The sequence below is a fragment of the Thiohalocapsa halophila genome (genome assembly GCF_016583825.1).
GTDB classification, from domain to species: Bacteria; Pseudomonadota; Gammaproteobacteria; order Chromatiales; family Chromatiaceae; genus Thiohalocapsa; species Thiohalocapsa halophila.
Window position 1 is genome coordinate 10,863 of sequence record NZ_NRRV01000063.1, and the last position, 20,798, is coordinate 31,660.

The following is a 20,798-nucleotide window of genomic DNA, read 5'->3' on the forward strand; positions in this document are numbered from 1 at the left end:
CTTCAGTCGGGCCTTGATCATCACTCCGGCCGCCTTGGGCGCTGAGACTGCTTAGCCAGACCATCCCGGCTCGACACAATCAGGGCTGGAAGCCCTGGCTGCGCCCCCGCGGCGTGATCGTTAGTGCGGGCCTTAGGGTGGACGAGCGCCAGCGAAGTCCACCCCAGCGCTGCCCGCAGGCTGGTGGACTGCGCTGCGCTTGTCCACCCTACGCTCTGCGCCTGCTCAGGTGGTTGGAGTTGTGACCGGGGCCTTTAGTCGCCCCCGCCGAGACTGGCGCAACGCTAGCGTTGTTTTGCAAGCCATCAACGTAAAAAGAGCAGTTCACCACGAAGCGGACGAAGAAAGACAAGCACCCGAAGATTAAGGGGCCTAGGGAGCTCGCTCACTTGGCGGGTGAAGGCGCGAGCTTGCGTATCCTGCTGAGTCCCTTCGTGTTCTTCCCGCTCTTCTTGGCTCAAATACCGATCTAGGATCAATCTCCGGTGACTGACCGCTGGGTATCCGCCCAAGCAGTCATGGGAGTCGACTCTGCGCACGGGCAATCAGATGTGGGCGTCTGCTGGAGCAGGGACCAAGTCTGGCAACGCATTCACTCGCGCAACAAAACCTCTATCCGTGTCAGGCCGTCCTGGCGGCTCGCGCTTGGGTCGGCGCATGGTCCTCCCGCTGCGCATCGCGTTCGAAATTTGCAGATCGCGTCGCAAAATGCAAACGGCGCTTGGCAAAGCGCACGGCCACGCAGCGTGCCGGCGCTGCGCCGGCCACGACATCGGCTCGGTCGCGCGTAAGCAGCTTGGGCGTTCCAAGACAGGCATCCGGCTGAATTTGCCCTAAGACACCGGCCTAGGGCGTCTAATCCAGACCGTTTCGCTCGGATTCAAGAGCGAGAAAATTCCCTGATTCTTAAATCACTTGGCTCGCTGTATCGGGCTTTTCCGTTAGCCGGGTCAGCTCATTCCCCCCTATGGCGCTGTGTCCCCTAAGCGGGTGGCTTAGGGGCATGTGTCGTGCAGCTACGCCCAAGGAAACTTTCGTATCTCGCTCGGGCCCCGCTCGGGCGACAGCCTCGGGTGCGCGTCGCAGCGCGCGACAGGTTCCGCACGACAAGCCCTCAGATCACACACAGCCACGCAACGCCATGAATAAAAGATCAATCTTCGGCCGGCTTCTCGGCGTCTTCGACGGTGCAGAGCGCGCGCACAAGACGCCGACGAGCGCCGCAACCGACACTTCGGGGGCACAGCGCCTTCGCATCAGCCCATCACGCCGCAGCCAGAGCGCACTCGGCATCGTAACCGCCGTCTCCATGGGGCTCGGACTAGCTCAGATGGCGCCTGCGGCCACCCTCGGCGTCGGCGCCGACATTCAGCTACCTGAGACCGACCTCGCCGGCCCCGGAAGCTTTGACTATGACGCCGGCACCCGCGCCCTAACGCTGGTCGGGCAGCCCGGGTCGACCGAGTTCACCGCAGGGATCGCGAGCTTTTGGACCTTCGCGGCATCCAATCGCGTCGAGATGACCATTGTTGTCGGCAACTGCTCGCCTGCTGATGCCGGCGCAGCGTCGTGTGCAGTCGTGCCCGCCGGAGACGATAACTTCATCATTGAAGGAGAGATTCAAGGTCGTCCAAGCGGTGTTCTCCTCACCGGTGAGGTGACCGCGATGGGCTTTAGCGACATCAGCCGCACGGACAACTTCGATTTCCGCATTACTGCTACTGGCGGGCGCTGGGTCGATGATGGCCTGATTCAGCTTGGCGGTGATATCGGGTTCGCGGCCGTCATCGAGGGCTCGACCTTCGCCGGCAGCTTCGCGCAGGACTTTCGCAGCTCGACCGGCCGCGTCAAAGGGCGTATCGGCCCGATCCCCGGCCTCACACCGCCCGGCGGCATCGCCTCCCTCGGCGACCGGGTCTTTGAGGACCTGAACGGCAACGGCGTCCAGGATTGCCCCAACGTCAACGGCGACAACGTCGTCGGCAACGAGACCGCGGCTGAGCTGACCGCCGCCGGCTTCGATCCGAACGCCTACCCCGAATGCTTCAGCGGCATCGGCAATGTGCCGGTGACGCTGCATCCTGCCGACAACGGCGTCTGTGACACCAGCGCAGCGCTGACCGACGCCGATGGCAATCCGCTCACCACCAGCACGGACAGCCAAGGCTTCTACGGCTTCGAGAATCTGGCCGCGGGCGACTACTGCGTCGTCGTCACCGAGCCCGACGGCATCTGCGACTATGGCGATGTCGCCTTCACGGACGCGAACGTCGGCACCGACAACGAGGTCGACAGCGACGTCGACGCGAGTGGTGTCAGCGAGAGCGTCAGCTTGATCGACGGCCTGCAAGACAACTCCCTGGACGCCGGCGTCGTCTGCCCGGCCCAAGTCGGTGACCGGCTTTGGGACGACGGCGACCAGACCATGAAGAACGGCCAGCAGGAGAGCGGCGAGCCCGGCATCGAAGGCCAAGAGGTCAACCTCTGGCGCTGCGACGGCCTCAACGGCAACACAACGGGCCTTGCGGATACCGCCACCACCGGCACTGACGGCATCTACGGCTTCACCGTCCAGCCCGGCCAGGTCTATGCCATCGAGTTTACGCGCCCGGGCGACAGCACCGGCTTTACCGATCGCGACTTCGGCAACGACACCAGCGACAGCGACGTGAACAACACCGGCTCCACCGGCTGTGTCGTCCAGCTCGCCTCCAACGAGCAAGACCTGACCCTCGACGCCGGCGTCTTCACCGCGGCCCCCGGCTCGCGCTTCGGCGACACGCTTTTCCACGACAGGAACGGCAACGGCATCCAGGACGGTGGCGAGGACGGCGTTCCGGGCGCCACCGTCCAGCTCTACGAGAGCTGCACCGGTGTCGACGGCAACGGCGCCCCGCAAGGCACCCTGCTGGGCACGGCCTTCACCGACGCCAACGGGGTCTATGACAGCGGCGAGGTCTTCGCCGGCGGCTACTGCGTCGAATTCGTGCCGCCAACGGACTTCTGCGTCGTCGACGGCGTCGATTACGGCGACCCGGTCTTCACTAGCCAGGACGCGGGCACCGACGACGGCATCGACAGCGACGCCGATGCCAACGGCGTCGTCGCGCCCTTCTTCCTGCCGGATAACACCACCGACCCGACCCGCGACGCTGGCATTTACTGCCAGGCCCGCATTGGTGATCGGCTGTGGAATGACACGGCCCAAATCGACGGCGAGCAGAGTACCGATACCACGGCCGAGCCCGGCATCGCCGACATCGAGGTCAAGGTCTATGCCTGTGTCGACGGCACCCCGGATACCACCACGGCCGTGGCGACGCTGACCACCGATGACGACGGCTTCTATGAGGCCCTGGTGAGCCCCGGCAGCTATGCCGTCGGCTTCGACAAGGCCGCGCTGGAGGCGCTGGGCTTCGAGCTGACCCTGGTCAATGAGGTCGACGACGCCTTCGACAGCGACGCCGACCGCACCACCGGCCTCACCGGCTGCTTCGATGTGGCCTCCCAAGAGCGCGACCTCACCCGCGACGCCGGCGCCTTCACGCCCGTCGCCGCGCTCGGCGACTACTGCTTCCACGACCTGAACGGCAACGGCATCCAGGACGATCAGGAGCCCGGTATCCCAGGCTGCACGGTGGCCCTATACGAGAACCTCGACGGCGGCGCCTGCGAATTCGATTCGGAGCTGGTGTCGGACCTCACCACCGCCGGCGGTCTGTACATGTTCGAGAACCTGCTCGGCGGCGACTACTGCCTGCAGTTCACGCCGCCGGCGGATTTCTGTGTCGACCCGGATACTGGCACGGACCTGGGCCCGGTCGCCTTCAGCCCGCAGGACCAGGGCGGCGACGACACCGCGGACAGCGACGTCAACGCCGACGGCGAGACCGCGAGCTTCGGCCTCGGCTTCAACGACACCGATATGACCCGCGATGCCGGGCTCTACTGCCAGGCCGCGCTCGGTGACCGCGTCTTCATCGACACCAACGCCGACGGCCGCCAGAACTGCGGCGACACCGACGGCGACGGCATCATCGGCGAGACCGACGGCAGCGATACCGGCAGCGAATGCGGCACCGGTCTGTCCGGTATCACCGTGAACCTGCGCGAGCCGGCCCCGACCGCCGATGCAAGCACCGGCAGCCGCTGCGACAGCGCCGAGATCGGCGGCATCCTTGACACGCAGACCACCGACGGCGAGGGCTTCTACCTCTTCGGCCCGCGCGAGCCCGGCGACTACTGTGTCGAGATCATCCGCCCCGACGCGAGCTACACCTGCACCGAGCTGAACGTCGGCACCGAGACCGGCGATAGCGATGTGCGCCCGCCGGAGGGCTACAGCGGTGATCCGCTGGCCTGCGTCACCAGCCAGACCATCACGCTGCCGTCGCGCACCGTTGATCGGCGTTGGGACGGCGGTCTCTGGCAGACCGCGAGCCTCGGTGACCTGGTGTTCGAGGACACCAACCAGAACGGTCGGCAGGACGGCGGCGAGCCCCCGGTGGCCGGCGTGCCGGTCTCACTGACGGACTGCAGCGGCAACTCCGTGACCGACGCCGACGGCAATGCCGTGACCGGCACGACCACCGACGCCAACGGCCAGTACCTGTTCGACAACCTGGTGCCCGGCTGCTACGAGGTCACCTTCACGCCCTCGCGTGAGCTGACGGAGGCGAACACGGCCGGCGTCGACGACGCCGCCGACAGCGATGCCGATCCGACCACCGGCAGCACGGGCCAGATCCAGCTGCCCTCGGGCGTCTACGACGACACCTGGGATGCCGGCCTGCTGCCGCCGCCGCTGGCGGAGATCGGCAACGAGGTCTTCCTCGACCAAAACGGCGACGGCATCCGCCAGGACGGTGAGCCGGGCGTCGCCGGGGCGACTGTGACCATCTCCGGTCCCAATAGCTTCAGCGACAGTGTCGTGACCGGCAGCGACGGGCTGTACCTGTTCGACGAGCTGCCAGCGGGCGACTACAGCCTGACCTGCACCCCGCCGACGGGCTATGCCTACACCACGCCCTTCGATCAGGGCTCGGTCACCGACAAGGACAGCAATGCCGACCCCGGCACCGGCGCCATGGGCACCCACAGCCTCGCCGCCGGCGACAGCAATCTGACCATCGATTGCGGCCTGGTGGAGCTGGCCCGCCTCGGCGACTTCGTCTTCCTGGACGCAGACCGTGACGGCATTCAGGACGCCGGCGAAAGCGGCATCGAGGACGTGAGCGTCAGCCTCTATCCGGGCGCCGCCGGCGGCACCTGCGAGACCGGCGGCACGCCGCTGGCGACCACCACCACGGCCGCCGACGGCAGCTACGGCTTCGAGGACTTGGCCCCGGGCGACTACTGCGTGGCCTTCGAGCAGCCCGCAGGCTTGGAGATCAGCCCGAAGGACCAGGGCGGCGATGATAGTGCCGATAGCGATGGCCTGGTGACCGCGGTGACGACCCTGGCCTCGGGCGGCGAGGACTTGACCCTGGACCAGGGCTTCTTCGAGCCGCTGCCGCCGGGAGGCGTCTGCATTCCGTCCATCGATTTCGATCTGGGCGGGCTGTCTGCAGGCGACATCGTCGGTGATCAGTTCATGGGCGTGAGCATCAAAGCGACCGGCAGCCGCTTCGGCGATGACAACGTCGCGATGATCTTCGACTCGTCGAGCCCCACCGGCGGCGACCCCGACCTCGGCTCGCCGAACGAGCAGTACGGCGGTCCCGGCGTCGGCAGCTATGGCGAGACCAACCGCCGTGCGCTCGGCAACGTGCTGATCGTCTCGGAGGATCTCGACAGCAGCGACCCGGACGACGACTACCGCGGCGGTAACATCGTCTTCACCTTCGACAACCCGACCCGGGTGGACAGCGTCGGCATCCTCGACATCGACTATGGCGAGGACGGCGGCTTCATCGAGGCCTTCGATGCCGACGGCAATTCGATCGGGCTCGGCTGGATCCAGGGCCTGGGCAACAACAGCTACCAGGAAGTCGAGCTCGATGTGGAGAACGCCAGCAAGCTGGTGGTGCACTTCCCGAGCAGCGGCTCGGTGGCCAGCCTCGCCTTCTGCCCGGATATCGATATCCGCAAGAACGCCGAGGGTGAGGACACCCAGAGCCTGGCGCCGGGCGGCGATGCGAGCTTCGAGCTGGTGGTCACCAATACCGGCGAAGATCCGCTGACCAACATCGTCGTGGCCGACCCGCAGGTGCCGTCTTGCGAGTTTACGGTGCCGAGCCTCGGCGTCGGCGAAAGCGCGAGCCACACCTGCATCCAGCCGGTCAGCGCCGGCGTCGCAGGTCAGACCTTCGAAGACGACTTCAGCGAGCGGGTCTTCGACGGTGGCAGCGACAACTGGTCCGGCCCCTGGGTGGAGTACGACGTGGCCAACGACCACGGCGCAGCACAGGATCCGCTAAGCGGCCGCGTGCGCATCGGCAGCAATGAGCAGATCTGGCTGAACGACTACTGGAACACGGGCACCGAGCCCAGCATCGCGCGTGCGCTGGACATTGCCGGCGCCACCCGCGCGACGCTGAGCTTCGACTGGACCGTGCACTGCGGTGTCGATCGGGACGACAAGATCGTGCTGGAGATCTCCGACGACGGCGGCGCCAGCTGGGCGGAGCTGAAGGCTTTCACGGGCTTCGACGGCGACGACCGCAATGCCGAGGGTCAGAAGCTGTGCCAGACCATGACCGCCGAGGAGCTGGATATCACGGCCTATGCGGCCGCAGAGACCGTGATCCGCTACCGCGTGGCGCACAAGTACGGCGGCGATCACGAGATGTTCAAGGTCGACAATGTCGTCGTGGACGTCGAGGGCGGCGGCAGCGGCGGCTTCGTCAACGAGGCCTGCGTCACCGGCGTTGGCGGCGGTATCGAAGTGGCGGACTGCGACCGCTCCACCGTCGAGGTCGAAGACGGCCCGACCCCGCCGGCGACGACGCCCGCGATCGATGTCCGCAAGCAGGCCGAGGGTCCCGATCAGCGGACCTTCGCGCCGGGCGCTGAGGTCGAGTTCGAGATCGCGGTGCGCAACACCGGCGACGAGCGCCTGACCGACGTGGAGATCGATGATCCGCTGGTGTCGGCCTGCAACGCGAGCTTTGCGGCCCTGGAGCCGGCACAGGTGGAGACCTATACCTGCTCCACCACGCTCGCCGCCGGCGGCGGCACCCGGACCTTCGCCGACGACATCCAAGCGGGTGCCTATGACGGCGACGACGGCGACACCAGCTGGACCGGTCCCTGGGTCGAGTACGATCCGCGCAACCACAAGGTGCGGGGCGTGCGCCCGAGCCAGGACCCGAGCTCGGGCCGCGTCATGGCCGGCAGCAACGGCAAGATCTGGATGAACGACTACTACGACACCGGCGAAGATCCGAGCATCCAGCGCACGGCGAACCTGTCCGGGGCGGACACGGCGACACTGACGTTCGAGTGGAACACCCACTGGGGTGTCGACCACGACGACAAGGTGGTGCTGGAGCTGTCCGCCGACGGCGGCAGCACTTGGCAGACCCTGAAGGCGTTCACCGGGAAGCAGACCAGCGCCAAGTCGGAGACCGTCGACATCAGCGCCTTCATCAGCGGGCAGACCACGTTGCGCTTCCGGGTGGCCCACAAGTACGGCGGCGACCACGAGATGTTCAAGGTCGACAACGTCAAGATCGTCGCCAGCGGCGGCAGCAGTGAGGGCTTCGTCAACGAGGTCTTCGCCACCGCAACGGGCGAGCAGGGCGACACCGTGACGGACGCGGACACCTCGGAGGTCGTGGTGGAGTCCGGCGGCGGCTCCGGTGGCGGCACCTGTCCGACGCCGAGCATCGATGGCGACAGCGGCGACTGGGACCTGAATGCGGACTTTTTCGCCAAGCTGTACGAGGCGGGCAGGCCCGATAAGGACCACCTGGCCGATGCCTATGTGCGCTACAGCGACGGCACGCTCTACGTGCTGGTGCTGGCCACCCCCGGCAACCAGGTCAGCCAGTCCGCGCAGGACGCCTGGGTGAAGGTCTATGACCTTGGCAGCAGCACCCAGGTGGACGGCAGCTCGGCGGACTTCGCCTGGGTGACCATCGGCGGCGAGGTGCGCGGCTACGAGGCGTCCTTCGACCTCGCGCCGGGCAGTTATGACGAGATCGAGATCCACCTCAACGTCAACGGCGGCGACACGGCCTCCACGGGCAAAAAGAAGCAGGGCTACATCCCGCTCACTACGGAGGAGAGCTGCCCGGTGTCCGGCGGCGGCGCCGGCTCCGGGGGCCAGGATGACGACGCGGCCGCGGGCGGCGGCGACACGCCCGCGCACGTCCTGCTGGAGGCTGAGAGCGGCGACCTCGGGCCCCGCTGGCGGGTGCACCACGACAACGATGCCTCCGGCGGCGCCTATCTGAGCGTCCAGAACGGTCGCAACGAGTACAGCCACCCGGACCATCGCGGCATCGCGCGTTACGACTTCGACGTGAGCCAGGCCGGCACCCATCGCCTCTGGGGACGGGTCTTCACCCCCGGCGACCACGACGACTCCTTCTGGGTGCGCGTCAACGGCGGCGACTGGATCAAATGGAACGGCATCGACTGGCAGGACAGCTGGCACTGGGACAGCCTGCACGACAGCGATGACGGCAACGCCGAAGTCCTGCTCCATCTGCCGGCCGGCGCCAACACCCTGGAGGTGGCCTACCGCGAGGACGGCGCCAAGCTGGACCAGGTCCTGATCACCCCGGACCTCGGGCTGGACCCCAATACGGACCCGCCGAGCCAGGCGGCTAGCGGTGGGGCGGCGCCTGCCGGACCCGTCACGCTGACCCTGGAGGCCGAGGATGGCCGGCTCGGGCGGTGGTGGCGCACGCACCGCGACCCCGACGCCGTCGGCGGGCGCTACCTCGAAATCAAGCGCGGTAAGACCAGCACGCGGCGACCGCACCGCAGTGATCGGGGACGGGCGAGCTACGCCTTCGACGTGGACCGCGCCGGCGTCTACACCCTGTTCGGACGCGTCATCGCCGAGGACGGGCGCGATGACTCCTTCTGGGTGCGCATCGACGGCGGTGACTGGGTACGCTGGAACGGCATCGAGCGCGGCCGGAACTGGGTCTGGGACCAGGTGCACGATGCCGACGCCGGCGATGCGCCGCTGGAGCTGTACCTGGAGCCCGGCCGCCACACCCTAGAGCTGGCCTACCGCGAGGACGGCACCAAGCTGGACCGCTGGCTCATCACCGATGACCTGACCTACGTGCCCATGGACTAGGGCTGCCAAGCCGGGGCGGCGGCGCCGCCGTCGTCCCGGCAGGGCGCGCCGACGAGCGGAGATCGAATCGACGGGCGTGGCACCAGGCTCTCCCGTCGCCCGGCAACAAATCGACTTCAAGCCGGGCTTTTCGGATTGCACTGGTCTTAAGGGCGGGCGACGCGAGTCGCCCGCCCTTTTTTTTCCCTGCTTGACGCGCGAGAATAGGGGGCTGGGTCGGGCACGCCAGCGCATCGGGTGCGGCAGGTCAACCTATAGATAGAATCCCATATCTCGGATTGAAACAATCGATTTCGCTCTAACGACCGTTCGGCGTATCTTTCCGGGCCGGAATTTCCACAGCTTCGACAGGCGAAGCAGACGCAGAACAAACCACGGGAGCTGAGCATGAGCGCGAAGAAATACGACGCCGGTGTCAAAGAATACCGGGACATGTACTGGACGCCGGACTACGTCCCGCTGGACACCGACCTGCTGGCCTGCTTCAAGGTCACCGGCCAGCCGGGCGTACCGCGCGAAGAGGTTGCTGCTGCCGTGGCCGCCGAGTCCTCCACCGGCACCTGGTCCACGGTGTGGTCGGAGCTCCTCACCGACCTGGAGTACTACAAGGGCCGCGCCTACCGCATCGAGGACGTGCCGGGCGACAACGAGTCCTTCTACGCCTTCGTCGCCTACCCCATCGACCTGTTCGAGGAAGGCTCCGTGGTCAACGTGCTGACCTCCCTGGTCGGCAACGTGTTCGGCTTCAAGGCCCTGCGCCACCTGCGTCTGGAAGACATCCGCTTCCCCATCGCCTACATCAAGACCTGCGGCGGCCCGCCCGCCGGCATCCAGCTGGAGCGTGACCGCCTGAACAAGTACGGCCGCCCGCTGCTCGGCGCCACCATCAAGCCGAAGCTGGGCCTGTCGGCCAAGAACTACGGCCGCGCCGTGTATGAGTGCCTGCGCGGCGGTCTGGACATGACCAAGGACGACGAGAACGTCAACTCCCAGCCCTTCATGCGCTGGCGTGACCGCTTCGAGTTCGTCGGCGAGGCCCTCCAAAAGGCACAGGCCGAGACCGGCGAGCGCAAGGGCCACTACCTGAACGTCACCGCGGCCACGCCGGAAGAGATGTACAAGCGTGCCGAGTTCGCCAAGGAAGTCGGCTCGCCCATCATGATGCACGACTTCCTGACCGGCGGCTTCACCGCCAACACCGGTCTGGCCAACTGGTGCCGCGAGAACGGCATGCTGCTGCACATCCACCGTGCCATGCACGCCGTCATCGACCGTCATCCCAAGCACGGTATCCACTTCCGCGTGCTGGCCAAGTGCCTGCGCCTGTCGGGCGGCGACCACCTGCACACCGGCACCGTGGTCGGCAAGCTGGAGGGCGACCGCGCCTCCACCCTCGGCTTCGTCGACCAGCTGCGCGAGTCCTTCGTGCCGGAAGACCGCTCCCGCGGCGTCTTCTTCGACCAGGACTGGGGCTCCATGCCCGGCGTCTTCGCGGTCGCCTCCGGCGGTATCCACGTCTGGCACATGCCGGCGCTGGTCACGATCTTCGGCGACGACTCCATGCTGCAGTTCGGCGGCGGCACCCAGGGCCATCCCTGGGGCAACGCCGCCGGCGCCGCCGCCAACCGCGTCGCCCTGGAGGCCTCGGTCAAGGCCCGCAACGAGGGCCGGGAGATCGAGAAAGAGGCCCGCGACATCCTCAGCGAGGCGGCCCAGCACAGCCCCGAGCTGGCCATCGCCATGGAGACCTGGAAGGAGATCAAGTTCGAGTTCGAGACCGTCGACAAGCTCGACGTCAAGTAGCCCGTTCACGACCTCCACGCGGACCCGCCGCCCCGACCGGCGGCTCGGGCACCGCCCACCGAGCGCCAGATCAACCGCATACGCAGGAACGACGCCATGTCTTTTCAGAACACCACTGGTGACTACCAGACCAAGCAGACCCTGGAGACCTTCGGTTTCCTCCCGCCCATGAGCCAGGACGAGATCTACACCCAGATCGCCTACATCCTGGCCCAGGGCTGGACGCCGGCCATCGAGCACGTGCACCCGAGCCAAGCCATGGACGACTACTGGACCATGTGGAAGCTGCCCTTTTTCGGCGCCCAGGAGCTGGGCGACGTGGTGGCGGAGCTGGAGGCCTGTCATCGGTCTTACCCAGACCATCACGTGAAGCTCACCGGCTACGACAATTACACACAGAGCCAGGGCTCGGCCTTCGTGGTCTTCCACGGCCGGGGCTGATCCCGCACCCGGCTGCCCCGGCTTGCTTGCGCGCGACGCCGAGCCGCAGGCCCCGGCGGTCGGTCCGAGCGCGAAGCGCGGCCGATGTCGCTGACCGCCTTTTCGGTCTTCGTGCATCTGGCGGGTGCCGCCGGCGCGCCGGAGCCCGACTCGGGGTCCGACTCGGAGCCCGACTCGGAGCAAGAGCAGGAGCAGGCGCAGCAGTACCCGGTGCTGCCCGCCCCAGCGCGCCGCAAGCGCAGCCCGGCGCTCGCCCGGATGCCCGCAGAGCAACCGACGCCGCCCACCGCAACAGGCACTGGAACGAGTTACATGGCAAGCAAAGCGAACCTGAAATCGAGCGGCCGTGAAGCGGCCCTGGCCCGGCGCAAGGCTATGTCGACCCAGGGCAAGCAGGGCGTGCGCAACAGCGCCCCGGAGCGTACCCGCGGGGCGGCACGTCGGGCGTCTGCGCCGGGTGAGCCGGCTCCCGCAGCCGCGCCAAAGGTGCCGGCCAAGGCCCCGCAGCCGAGCCGGAATCCGAGCGCCGGCTCTAGCGCCCCGAAGACACCGAGTCCGCGTGCGGGCACGGTGCCCCAATCGTTCCCGCAGTCGCCGAGCGCGAAAAGCCGGGAGCTCGCACGGCAGCGCCGCGCCGCGTTGGCCCAGCAAGGCCGCCGCGCCCAGCGCAGCAACGACCGGGTACGCACCGCGGAGGACGAAGCCAAGGGCAGTGCCGCCGCGCCGGCGGCGACCTCGGACAAGCAAGAGGGCTGCGGCTGCAACGGCGAGCGCAAGGAGGCCGCCGAGCGGCCGTCGACGGACCTGAGCCAGTTCGCGCATCAGCCCGGCGCGCCGAGCAAGCTGAGTGGCTTCGGCAACGGCAAGCACGCGGCGCTGCGCAACAAGCGCACCGAGGCCGCCCTCGGTGCCAAGCCCCCCGCCCGCATGCAGGCCCTCGCCCGTCGCGCTGCGCTGTCGAGCCGCGGCAAAAACGCCGCTGTCGGCGCCCAGTCCACGGCGAGCCTGGCGCGGCAGGCCAACCCCAAGCTCACCGCCCGTGAGCTGGCGCAGAAGGTGCGCGCGCAGCGCAGCGCCAACGGCGGCGCCGGCGAGCGCAAGTCGCCGCCGGTCGGGCGTATCCATCCCAACAAGCGCAAGGCCCAGCAGGGAGCGAGTCAGGGCGCAACGGACCAGCCCTGGAAGGTGGCCGTGACCGAAACGGGCCTGGGCCAGTTCGTCACCGGCACCAAGGTCGGGCGCAGCTGGCGGACCACCGGCGACGAGCCCAGCACCTGCCGCAACGTCACCGGCACCGAGTACATGGGCGCCGACATCTTCCGGGAGTTCTGCCAGACCGACCCGGCGGGCCATGTGCCCAAGGTGCATGAGAGCCCCACCGGTCACGGCCAGCGTGTCACCGGCAACGAGGTCGGCCGCTCGCCGCGGGTGACCGGCGACGAGCCCGGGACCTGCAAGAATGTCACCGGCACCGAATACCTGTCGCCGACCCAGTACGAGGCCTTCTGCGACACGCGCCCGGCACCCGGGCCCGTGAAGCTCGGCACCGACAAGACCTATGGCGGCGAGCCCGTCTCCGGCAACAAGGTCGGCCGCTCCGCGAAGGTCACCGGCGACGAGCTGGGCGCCGAGATCAAGCCCACGGGCACTCAGTACACGGCACCGTCGGACATCGGCACGGACATCGCGCCGCCCAAGGTCAGCCAGTCCACGACCCTATCCGGCGGTAACGTGACCGGCACGCGGGTCAGCCGCTCGTCGAAGGTCACCGGGGACGAGCCCGGCAGCTGCCGTGTGGTCACCGGCGACCAATACGTGGACCTGTCCCAGTACCAGGCCTGCGCTGTCGAAGCCCAGCCGGAGCCCCCGAAGGTCGGCCGCTCGGCCACCAACAAGGGCAAATTCGTCTCCGGCACCCAGACCGGGCGCTCCGGCAGGGTCACGGGCGACGAGCCCGGCACCTGCAAGGCCATCACGGGCACGCCCTACGCGGGTCTGGAGCAGGCGGCGGACTATTGCGAGCCGCCTCAGCAGAAAGAGATCCAGCAGCGCACCCGGCCGCTGGCAATGACACCCGGCCCGGCCATGACCGGCATCCAGCCCGGCATCAGCTCGGCCAAGGCCGGCGGGCGCAGCTTCGGCGGCGGCATGACCGGCGCGGGCAAAGGTGCCTGCGAGCCGCTCACCGGCACCCCCTATGTCGGCAAGGACCAGTGGGCGGAGGCCTGCGGCGGCAACGGCGCCCAGCCGGATGCCCCGGACTTCCCCCAGTCCATCGACGGCGGCGGTCCAGCTCAGCAACCCGCATGGCAGGGCTTCAGTGTCGCCTCGCCGGCGCAGGAGGCCGCCACCGCCAAGGCCCGCCAAGGCGGCGTGACCGGGACCTCCTACGAGTCCAACCAGCACATCACCGGCCCCTTCGGCATGGCCACGGGCAAGATCACCGGCACCGAGCAGGCGCGCTTCGATGCCAAGCGCCCGCGCCCGGATCTGACCACGCCGGAGCCTACGCCCACCGGGAATCCCGGCGGCGCCGCAGAGTCGGCGGAGTCAGAGGCCACCGCGGCGCCCGCTCCTCGCATCACCGGTGAGGGCCAAAGCGCCGGGCTCAAGATCACCGGCGATGACTGGGACCGCGGCGAGCGCATCACCGGCACTGAGGGGACCTCGGCCAGGCGGCGCAATCCGACGCGCCCGGGACCCATGAGCGCCATGCCGGCGACGGAGCGCAAGCGCAACGAGGAGGCCGCCGTGCCCACCAGTCGGGTCACCGGCGCCGCCGGCAGTACCGACCGCGGGGCCCTGATCACTTACTCGGGCGGTGCCCGCGGTTGACCTGGCTTAGGTGAGCACTACAGCAGTCATGCCTCGTCGTCCCGCGAAATCCCCGCGCAGCCGCCACCTGCCGGCCAGGGCGCCGGCGCCTGCGGCGCGCCCGTCCAGCGGCATTGCCGCGGATGGGCCCGCCGAGCGGTCGGAGTCCAGCGTGGAGCCCGGCGTCGCCGCCCGCCCGCGTGGCACCGCGCAGCGCGCACAGGCCGCGGACGCCATGCGCGGCGGCAGCGCGGCGCGGGCCAAGGCGGAGCGCGCCCGTGCTCGGCGCGCCGCGGCCTCGTCCGTGTCGATGCCCCAGGCCCGGCTCAAGGCAGGGCTCGGCGAGCGCGCGGCGCCGCAGGCGGTCGCCTCGCCCGCGAGCCCGCTCGCCGGCCGGGGCAAGACAGGGGGCTGGCCCCAAGCTCGGGCACAGGCCCGGTCACAAACGGGGCCGCAAGCGCGGTCACAAGCGCGGTCACAACAGGGGGGGCGCCGCGAGCTGCACCCGCTGACGGACGCCGCCGCCAACGAGCGGCTGCACGGCTACGAATCCGCCGTGAAGGGCGCCTTCGATGCCATCGTACCGGTGCTGAAGCGCATCGCCAGCGAGCGCTGTGAGCCGGACTTCATCGACCGCGCCCAAGGCATCGCCCGTGATGAGCTCGGCTTCGAGCTGCCGCAGCACATCCTGGAGTCCACTTGGGTGACGGGCCTCGACATGCGCCGGCTCTTCGCGGCGAGCGTGTTCGAGACCTATCACCGCTTCAGCGACGATTTCTACACCAACGACCCGCTGGGCGGGCGCGACGGCGCAGCCTTCCAGGCGTTCCTGCAGGAGTGCGGCTTCCATCTGATGGATGTCACGCCCTGTGCCGACGGTCGCCTCGCGCATGCCATCAGCTATGTGCTGCGGCTGCCCTACGGCTCGGTGCGGCGCAAGTCCTACGCGGGCTCGCTGTTCGATATCGAGAACACCGTCGAGAAGTGGGTGGAGACGGAGTTTCTGCGCTTCCGCGAGGGTTTGCCGAATACTGCTGATGAGCCGACGCGGTATCTGAAGGTGGTCCTGTACCACTTCAGCAGCGTCGACCCCGCCCACCAGGGCTGCGCCAAGCACGGCTCGGACGACGAGGCCGCGGCCCGCGAGGGCTGGGAGCGCCTCAAGGCCTTTCGCCAGGCGGTGGAGAACGGCTTCTGCTGCGGCGCCTCGGTGGACCTGCTGCTCATCGGCATGGACACGGACACCGACGCCATCCGCGTGCACGTGCCGGACGCCGACGGCTATTGCGATCTGAACGAGTGGCTGGACGCCGGCAAGGTCTACGAGATCACCCAGGGCCTGGGTGCCGACGAGGCGCGCCGGCGCATCCTGGAGCTGGTGCGCGCCCATGCCCCCGGTAAAGCGGCAGGACCGCGCGCCCGCCAGCCGGCGCAAGAGACCGGCGGTGCCGCCTGGGCCGGTATGACCGAGCTCATCGCCTGGCTGATCGAGCAGAACATCTCGCAGATCGACTATGTTCGTCAGTACCACGACGGCGGCTATGCCGATATCGGCCACGCGGAGCGCTTCATCGGCGCCGGCATCGGCTTCGAGGAGATCCAGCTGCGCAACCTCACCTATTTCGCCTACCTCGACACCGTCGAGGAAGGCGCCGCGGACCTGGACGTCGGTATCAAGATTTTCTCGGGGCTCAACGTCTCGCAGCAGCTGCCGGTGCCCCTGGTGGTGCGCTTCGACTACCACGGCCAGGTACCCGGCGCCCGCGAGCGCGCGGTGAGCCGCTGCGAGCGGGTGGCCGCAGCGCTCAAGGCCCGCTACCCCAAGCTCTGCGACGACGGCCTGCTGCACTGCCTGCGCGCGGTGCGGGACGTAGACGCCCAGGCGCCCATCGAGATCGTCGGCTCCTCGCTGGCGCCGGCCGCAGACGCGGCGCACTGAGCGGAGGCCGGAGAGACAGCCATGAAGATTTGCCGAGTCGTCAAGCCGCTAGTGTCGACCTACCGGATTCCGGAGTTCGAGCACAAGCATTTGCAAGTGGTGCAGGACGGCAGCAGCCAGCTGGTGGCGGTGGACGCCATCGGCTGCAAGCCGGACGACTGGGTCATCTGCGTCGGCAGCTCCGCAGCACGCGAGGCGGCCGGCAGCAAGGCCTATCCCAGCGATCTGACCATCGTCGGCATCATCGACGACTGGCAGGCGGAGTAGGGCACGGGGAGCGGCGAGCGATGGAGATCAACCAAGTGGTGGGCACGCTCTACTGCACCTATCGCGTGCCGGGACTCGACCACTGTGCCCTGCGCGTACTGAAGGACGCCAAGGGCAAGATGCTGGTGGCCACGGATCCGGTGGGGACACGCCCCGGCAACTGGGTGTTCACCACCAGCGGCTCCGCGGCGCGCTATGCCATGGGCAATGCGGACATCCTGACCGATCTGACCATCGGCGGGATCATCGACGACTGGGCCCCGGAGACGATCACCAAGCCGGAATCGTCCGCGGCCAGCAACAACGGGGATGCAGCCGGCGCGCCGGCGCAGACCAACAGCAACCCGGCGCGGGCGGCGTGAAGCCCCGGCGCCATTCGAGGACTTGAGCCATGGCCGAGCGGCCGTTCGGTATTGCATTGGGCATGATCGAGACTCGGGGTCTGGTGCCGGCCATCGAGGCCGCGGATGCCATGACCAAGGCAGCGGAGGTCGCCCTCGTCGGCTGCGAATGGGTCGGCGGCGGGTATGTGACCGTGCTGGTGCGCGGCGAGACGGGCGCCGTCAACGCCGCGGTGCGCGCGGGCGCCGATGCCTGCGAGCGCGTCGGCGACGGCCTGGTGGCCGCGCACATCATCGCCCGCCCGCACTCGGAGCTGGAGCCGCTCCTGTCGGGCGCCGGCGACGCCTTCGCACCCGGCAGGCCGGGGCGCTAGCGCCTACACAACAGAATCCTTCCGGTGGCCGCGTCCACCGGTATCCCGCTAGGCAGGTTTAACGAGCTGAGACAGACGGAGACAGAAATGGCGAACGAGACCATGGGCATTGCCCTCGGCATGATCGAAACCCGCGGCCTGGTGCCGGCCATCGAGGCGGCAGACGCGATGACCAAGGCAGCCGAAGTGCGCATGATCGGCCGCGAGTTCGTCGGCGGCGGCTACGTCACCGTGCTGGTGCGCGGCGAGACGGGCGCCGTCAACGCCGCCGTGCGCGCCGGCGCCGACGCCTGCGAGCGCGTCGGCGACGGCCTGGTGGCCGCGCACATCATCGCCCGCCCGCACCGGGAGGTGGAGCCGGTGCTGCCGAAGGGCAGCAGCGGCGAGTAAGGCCGAGCGAGCGGGCGGTGCGGCCGTCCCGCTTTGCCTGACCCCCGCTGACGCTAGGCCGTGATAGGGAGTCGGTGCCCGCGGTCCACAGAGGCTTCAGAACACGCGAACCGGGCCGGTGACGCCCGGCGCACAAACCCAACGGAGACACAACAATGGCAAACGAGACCATGGGCATCGCCCTCGGCATGATCGAAACCCGCGGCCTGGTGCCGGCCATCGAGGCAGCGGACGCCATGACCAAGGCGGCCGAAGTGCGCATGATCGGCCGCGAGTTCGTCGGCGGCGGCTACGTCACCGTGCTGGTGCGCGGCGAGACCGGCGCCGTCAACGCCGCCGTGCGCGCCGGCGCCGACGCCTGCGAGCGCGTCGGCGACGGTCTGGTGGCCGCGCACATCATCGCCCGCCCGCACCGCGAGGTGGAGCCGGTGCTGCCCAAGGGCGAGAACGCGCCTGACTGACGCCTGAAGGCCCCAGTTCGGTGGGCAAGCCGCGAAGGGCGTGATGAAGGGCTGAGGGCGGAGGGCTGCGGACCGGTTGGACACCCGGGGACCAAGGTCGCGGTAGGCTTTGCCCTCAGCCCTCAGCCCTCAGCCCTCAGCCCTCAGGCCTCAGCCCCTGACCGCTACCGCATCAAACAGCCAGCGACTACAGCGTTTTGATCGCTCCGCATGCGCACCGCCACCATCCATCCCCGCACCCTCGGCTATCTCGGCCGGGCCTTGAGCCTGGAGTACTCTGCTGTGCAGCAGTACATGACCCAGGCGGGCCTCGCCGACGCCTGGGGGCTCAAGGACGCGGCCGATCGCTTCCGCCGCGAGGTGGTGGAGGAGCTCCAGCACGCCGAGCGGCTGGTGAAGCGCATGCTGGGCCTGGGCGTGGCGCCCAATGCCTCGCAGCTGCGCCCGGCGGGGGTGGCCCGGAATCTGGTGGACCTGCTGTTGCAGGACCAGGCCCTGGAAGCCGAGATCGTCGCCCTCTATCATGAAGCGACGGAATTCTCTCGGCGCATCGGCGACGTCGAAAACGCCGCCTTCTTCGAGGGCCTGCTGCGGGAAGAGCAGCACCATGCCGGCGAGATCGACGCGTGGCTGAAGTCCCTCGGCGTTGCACCCGACGGAGGTCGCGATGAGCGGGCCTACTTCTGACGGCGCCGCCGGCCCGCCGCCGGCCGATGGCCCGCCGACGCCGCCCCACGGCTGGCGGCGGCGCCAGCGCCCGCTGCGCCTGGAGCGGCGGCTGGAATTCCCGGACTACGACGCCCTGCGGGACTTCCTGGAACAAGTCGTGGACCTGTCCGAGGAGACCGGCATCTACCCGAACCAGAGCTTCGGGCGCACCTACGTGAACCTCACCCTGTTCGCGGATGACGACAGCGGTGAGATCAGCGCCGCGGCGGAAGCCTTCGCCGAGCGCGTGGATGGTTTTGCGAAAGGCTGATCAACAACGCTGATCGACAAGAGGATCCAGTCCCATGAGCGAAGAAAAGGCCACCCCGTCCAGCGGGTCCACCGCCGGCAGCGCCAGCACCCGCAAGAGCGGCCTCAGCAGCCGCCGGCGCAGCGCCACCCCCAAGCCCGGCACCGCCACCGGCGGCCCGGCGCTCGCCCCCGAGCGCGACGACAGCTTCCAGCGCTTTCCTCGTATCTGGCCGGACTGAGGGGGCGAGCGGCGAGGGGCGACGGACTAGTGCACAGCCGTCAGACTCCGGAGACGGTGTGCAATGGTGTTGACCAAGCGGGGTCGGTATCGGTATCGCAATCGGTATCGATCGGACAGCTAAAGCGTTTTCGATACCGACTCCGATCAGGAACAGGAACGGTCTCCCGGCTTCCGCATCGTTGCACTAGGCACTAGGCACTAGGCACGAGCAGGTCGCCTCACTTAGTCTTCATCGCGCATCCAACTCATGGCGGGGCCCCGTCCGCGCGTCGGGGCACCACCTCGGTGACGGCTGCCGCGCCCGTGAGCATGGTCGCGCGCTTGAGCCAGACCGTGATCGCGGCGAGGGCGACGAGGATCCAGGTATCCCAGGGCCGTGCATCCGGCCAGAACGGATTGATGAGCTGCCAATGGAAGAGCAGCGGCAGCAGGATGCTCCCGCGCGAATCGTTGAACAGCGGTGTGACCAGCACGGCGAGGACGATGTTGCCGAGCAGGAACGGCAGGAACCCCCACTCGCTTTGCAGGGTGCCGGCCAGGAAGAATGCCGGCAGGTGCCAAATGCCCCAGGTGACGCCGATGATCACGCCCGCCCAGAGCGGTGCCATGTGGCGCTGAAGCAGTGGCTGCGCGACACCGCGCCAACCGAGCTCCTCGATCGGGCCGAGAAACAGCATAATCATCATAACCGCCAGCACGGAGCCGATACCCGCCGGCGGCAGAGGAGCGAAGAGCGGTCCGCCCCGGACGATCGAGCCAGCCATGAAAACCAACGGCAGGCCGACGATCAGAAAAGCCGCCCAGCCGATGGAGCAGCGCCACAGGCGGATGCGCGATAGATAGGCCTTGAAGCCGGTCCACCCGGCGAAAGACGGGACGACAACGCAGGCCGCGATGGCCGGGCCCCAGGTCGCGACGAAGAAGGCCGGGTGCGTGCCGCTGATCTGACCGAGCCAGGCGGCGGCGCGCTCGGGAAAAACGATGTAGAGCCCGGTAATGCTCCAGGTGATGCCGAACGTGATCAGGACGAAGGGCAGTAGCGCGATCGACGGCACGCGCTGGAACGCGGGTGTCTCAAGAATCCTGGTCATCAGGCCGTTCCGGCGCACTGCAGTTGAGCGAAGCACTATGACGCAGGCGACGCCGGGCGCGTCATGACATGGCTCAGCACCAAGGCCAAGCTGCACAGCGCCGACGCGGGCGGTTGCGTGGAGCAGATCGGGCGCTTTCGCGCGTGTTCCCCGATTAGGTCGCGCTCTGCCCGTGGTGGGGCTGCTCGTGACACTCAGCATGGACGACAGCGTGCTGCGCCATGCCGAGCGCGGCGGCTTCTTGGTGGCCGCCGTCAGCGTCGCCACGGCAAAACCGTTCTAGCCTCCCTCCGCGGCTGCGCGGCAGGCGCGGGGCTTGGTGTTGTCGGTCATGAGGAAATAGTCGAACACCCGGCGCACGCGTCGGGCGAGCTTGGCGGTGGTCGCGGCGACGGAATCATCGCTGTTGGCCTTGAT

General features: G+C 68.4%; 14 protein-coding genes. 13 read left to right on the plus strand and 1 reads right to left on the minus strand.

Annotated features, from left to right (window positions below):
- Positions 1 to 1,141: 1,141 nt before the first annotated feature.
- From CKO31_RS20235 to CKO31_RS20295, 13 genes are all read left to right on the plus strand, one after another.
- A complete protein-coding gene (locus CKO31_RS20235; RefSeq protein ID WP_200240875.1) occupies positions 1,142 to 9,259 on the plus strand; it encodes an SdrD B-like domain-containing protein in 8,118 nt (2,705 codons plus the stop codon).
- A 387-nt stretch (positions 9,260 to 9,646) separates the two neighbouring features.
- The gene (locus CKO31_RS20240) at positions 9,647 to 11,062 is read left to right on the plus strand and encodes a form I ribulose bisphosphate carboxylase large subunit (RefSeq protein ID WP_200240876.1); all 1,416 of its coding nucleotides are present in this window, start codon (positions 9,647 to 9,649) and stop codon (positions 11,060 to 11,062) included.
- A gap of 96 nt (positions 11,063 to 11,158) precedes the next feature.
- Positions 11,159 to 11,503, plus strand: a complete 345-nt coding sequence (locus tag CKO31_RS20245; protein WP_200240879.1) for a ribulose bisphosphate carboxylase small subunit — start codon at positions 11,159 to 11,161, stop codon at positions 11,501 to 11,503.
- An 84-nt stretch (positions 11,504 to 11,587) separates the two neighbouring features.
- The gene (locus tag CKO31_RS20250; protein WP_242475536.1) at positions 11,588 to 14,338 is read left to right on the plus strand and encodes an alpha-carboxysome scaffolding protein CsoS2; all 2,751 of its coding nucleotides are present in this window, start codon (positions 11,588 to 11,590) and stop codon (positions 14,336 to 14,338) included.
- Between the two features lie 151 nt (positions 14,339 to 14,489).
- A complete protein-coding gene (locus CKO31_RS20255) occupies positions 14,490 to 16,256 on the plus strand; it encodes a carboxysome shell carbonic anhydrase (RefSeq protein ID WP_322789190.1) in 1,767 nt (588 codons plus the stop codon).
- Between the two features lie 21 nt (positions 16,257 to 16,277).
- Entirely contained in the window at positions 16,278 to 16,523 is a 246-nt protein-coding gene (csoS4, locus tag CKO31_RS20260; protein ID WP_200240881.1) for an alpha-carboxysome shell vertex protein CsoS4, read from the plus strand.
- 20 nt (positions 16,524 to 16,543) lie between these two features.
- Positions 16,544 to 16,885, plus strand: coding sequence for a carboxysome peptide B (locus CKO31_RS20265; RefSeq protein ID WP_200240883.1), 342 nt, complete (start codon positions 16,544 to 16,546; stop codon positions 16,883 to 16,885).
- A 29-nt stretch (positions 16,886 to 16,914) separates the two neighbouring features.
- Positions 16,915 to 17,238, plus strand: a complete 324-nt coding sequence (csoS1, locus tag CKO31_RS20270; RefSeq protein ID WP_200240884.1) for an alpha-carboxysome major shell protein CsoS1 — start codon at positions 16,915 to 16,917, stop codon at positions 17,236 to 17,238.
- A gap of 87 nt (positions 17,239 to 17,325) precedes the next feature.
- On the plus strand, positions 17,326 to 17,628 hold the full coding sequence (gene csoS1 / locus CKO31_RS20275) for an alpha-carboxysome major shell protein CsoS1 (protein ID WP_274607784.1): 303 nt from the start codon (positions 17,326 to 17,328) through the stop codon (positions 17,626 to 17,628).
- A gap of 155 nt (positions 17,629 to 17,783) precedes the next feature.
- Positions 17,784 to 18,089, plus strand: coding sequence for an alpha-carboxysome major shell protein CsoS1 (gene csoS1 / locus CKO31_RS20280; RefSeq protein ID WP_274607785.1), 306 nt, complete (start codon positions 17,784 to 17,786; stop codon positions 18,087 to 18,089).
- 210 nt (positions 18,090 to 18,299) lie between these two features.
- A complete protein-coding gene (locus CKO31_RS20285) occupies positions 18,300 to 18,776 on the plus strand; it encodes a ferritin-like domain-containing protein (protein WP_200240886.1) in 477 nt (158 codons plus the stop codon).
- Positions 18,757 to 19,068, plus strand: coding sequence for a 4a-hydroxytetrahydrobiopterin dehydratase family protein (locus tag CKO31_RS20290; protein WP_200240888.1), 312 nt, complete (start codon positions 18,757 to 18,759; stop codon positions 19,066 to 19,068). The genes CKO31_RS20285 and CKO31_RS20290 overlap by 20 nt, the downstream gene beginning before the upstream one ends.
- Before the next feature lie 34 nt (positions 19,069 to 19,102).
- Positions 19,103 to 19,288, plus strand: a complete 186-nt coding sequence (locus CKO31_RS20295; RefSeq protein ID WP_200240890.1) for a hypothetical protein — start codon at positions 19,103 to 19,105, stop codon at positions 19,286 to 19,288.
- A 247-nt stretch (positions 19,289 to 19,535) separates the two neighbouring features.
- On the opposite strand, the gene CKO31_RS20300 is transcribed toward CKO31_RS20295, so the two are convergent.
- The gene (locus CKO31_RS20300; protein WP_322789191.1) at positions 19,536 to 20,399 is read right to left on the minus strand and encodes a CPBP family intramembrane glutamic endopeptidase; all 864 of its coding nucleotides are present in this window, start codon (positions 20,397 to 20,399) and stop codon (positions 19,536 to 19,538) included.
- Between the last annotated feature and the right edge of the window lie 399 nt (positions 20,400 to 20,798).

What these genes read in the sequence shown, in the direction of transcription:
- CKO31_RS20235 (WP_200240875.1), top strand. Translation starts at nt 1,142, where the DNA reads ATGAATAAAAGATCAATCTTCGGCCGGCTTCTCGGCGTCTTCGACGGT.
- CKO31_RS20240 (WP_200240876.1), top strand. Translation starts at nt 9,647, where the DNA reads ATGAGCGCGAAGAAATACGACGCCGGTGTCAAAGAATACCGGGACATG.
- CKO31_RS20245 (WP_200240879.1), top strand. Translation starts at nt 11,159, where the DNA reads ATGTCTTTTCAGAACACCACTGGTGACTACCAGACCAAGCAGACCCTG.
- CKO31_RS20250 (WP_242475536.1), top strand. Translation starts at nt 11,588, where the DNA reads ATGTCGCTGACCGCCTTTTCGGTCTTCGTGCATCTGGCGGGTGCCGCC.
- csoS4 (WP_200240881.1), top strand. Translation starts at nt 16,278, where the DNA reads ATGAAGATTTGCCGAGTCGTCAAGCCGCTAGTGTCGACCTACCGGATT.
- CKO31_RS20265 (WP_200240883.1), top strand. Translation starts at nt 16,544, where the DNA reads ATGGAGATCAACCAAGTGGTGGGCACGCTCTACTGCACCTATCGCGTG.
- csoS1 (WP_200240884.1), top strand. Translation starts at nt 16,915, where the DNA reads ATGGCCGAGCGGCCGTTCGGTATTGCATTGGGCATGATCGAGACTCGG.
- csoS1 (WP_274607784.1), top strand. Translation starts at nt 17,326, where the DNA reads ATGGCGAACGAGACCATGGGCATTGCCCTCGGCATGATCGAAACCCGC.
- csoS1 (WP_274607785.1), top strand. Translation starts at nt 17,784, where the DNA reads ATGGCAAACGAGACCATGGGCATCGCCCTCGGCATGATCGAAACCCGC.
- CKO31_RS20285 (WP_200240886.1), top strand. Translation starts at nt 18,300, where the DNA reads ATGCGCACCGCCACCATCCATCCCCGCACCCTCGGCTATCTCGGCCGG.
- CKO31_RS20290 (WP_200240888.1), top strand. Translation starts at nt 18,757, where the DNA reads ATGAGCGGGCCTACTTCTGACGGCGCCGCCGGCCCGCCGCCGGCCGAT.
- CKO31_RS20295 (WP_200240890.1), top strand. Translation starts at nt 19,103, where the DNA reads ATGAGCGAAGAAAAGGCCACCCCGTCCAGCGGGTCCACCGCCGGCAGC.